Origin of the sequence: Spirosoma spitsbergense DSM 19989, assembly GCF_000374085.1 — a bacterium.
Classification (GTDB): Bacteria; Bacteroidota; Bacteroidia; order Cytophagales; family Spirosomataceae; genus Spirosoma; species Spirosoma spitsbergense.
This window is the reverse complement of the sequence record NZ_KB893515.1, coordinates 1-1703: the sequence shown is the minus strand read 5'-3', so window position 1 is coordinate 1703 and position 1703 is coordinate 1. Positions and strand designations below refer to the sequence as shown.

The window sequence follows — 1703 nt, the reverse complement described above, 5'->3', positions numbered from 1 at the left end:
GGCTGCACATCAAGGGCGGTGCGGGAGCCTTCATCGACAAACTGGTTTGGGTTGGTGGTCCAGCCGGTAATGCCCGGTGCCATGTACTCGATGGTGGAGCCATTACCCCCGGATGTGTTGAAGGTAAAGGCCCCGGTGGTGCAGTTGTAGGTAGGGGCTGTCAGGGCAAAAGCACCGACTGGGGGCTGGGGCGGTAGTGTGGCTTCGGGCTGGAGTTTGACGAGTTGGTTGTTGTCCGTAACAAACACCAGACTCCCGTCACCGGCCGTAGCAATATCAGTTAGCCTGCTTTCCCCCGGCCCCGGAACAATTCGGCTGGCTACGACGGAAAGCCCAGCTGGATCGACCAGCCGGATTTGCGGGTCAGGCCGGTCCTGTAGACTGGTGTTGCCCACTGCATAATATTTTTTACCATTGCTGCCCGTGTAGGCCGTGATGTAGGCATCGGTAAATGGTTTGGTGTCGAGCGCTTGTGCCCGTCCTCGTTTATACTCACCATTCAGATCGATTTCCAGTAAAGACGTACCTCTTAGGGGAAGGGGAGAACTAGGCAGATCGCCCTGGCCAACCAGCGTGTATCCTGATCCATCCGGTGTTAGCATAACATCCGTGATGGTACGCATTTGGTAAATCTCTGATGGCGAGTTTCTTAAGAGGTTATCAAGGAGCTTTTTCCAGCTTATGTTCCCCTGGTTGTCGATTTTGGCTACCCAGCCCAATTCAGGCGTATCGGTATTGCTGTTATTGAAATAGCCAGCTATCAGGTATCCCCCATCAGGCGTGTTAATAAGTACGGTTCCTTTGGTCAGTGTTTTGTTGGTTAGGTAGGGATACTGGTATGGGAAGGAAATTACACTGGACCAGCTATTCTGCGCTCCTCCCTTTGAAACGGTCGTTGTGGTGGCGCCAATCACAGGCGAACTGGTGCTATAATCAATCTCCGTCGTATTCGTAAAGCTTACACTGCCCCCATCCGGCGTAACAATTCGGTATTGGGCACCTAATCCGCCAGCCTCCCCAGAAGCATACCTATACAGACCAATACCCGTATAGATCTCATAACCGACGATCAGAATGCGATCATCCGGGGTTGTTGAAAGCTGGGTGAAACCAGCGAGGTACAAATATGGATCCGCACCAGGGGGTACCGTACCAGGGCCTAGCATGGTAGTACCCCGTATTGGCCCAATTTGAGATACCTTGTCGCCGTTCAATGCATAGGTAATGAGTAATGGCCCGTCGCCGGTTGCAATGGTTCCGTTATTTCTGATGAGCAGCGTTTTACCAACCCTGGCCCACTGGGCGTCGGGTATAGATTGTGCCCCGGTAATTTGGCTGATAAGTAGACAGGCCCAGAGCAGAATTGAGCTGATTCCTTGTATTGGATGTACATAGTTCTTTTTCATGATTGTAATGGATAAGGAGTGAAGGGGATGTGTGTTAAAAGGCGTTGCGCACGGCCGCACAACGCCTTTCAGGCTTATTCAGGGTTTCATTAATTTCACCTGCTGGCGCTGGGTTGAGGTGCTCACGTTGAGCAGGAACAGGCCGCTGCCCTCAGCCATGGGCACACTCACCCGCTGGGTGGATTCGGCCTGCTGGATGCTTCGCTGATGAAGTACTTTGCCCTGGAGGTCAATCAGATTCAGCTGTAGCCCCTGCGTCTCTACCCCCGTAATCTCCACCTCGGCTGTTTGAGTGGT

Annotated in this window: 1 protein-coding gene and 1 pseudogene; both read right to left on the bottom strand. The window is 52.8% G+C overall.

Features of this window, described 5'->3' with window-relative positions; translation table 11 throughout:
- A pseudogene (locus tag B157_RS0113155) lies at positions 1 to 1406 on the bottom strand (T9SS type A sorting domain-containing protein); the annotation flags it as partial.
- Between the two features lie 78 nt (positions 1407 to 1484).
- Positions 1485 to 1703: T9SS type A sorting domain-containing protein (locus tag B157_RS35265; protein ID WP_041952083.1), on the bottom strand; the 219-nt coding region annotated here is incomplete at its 5' end.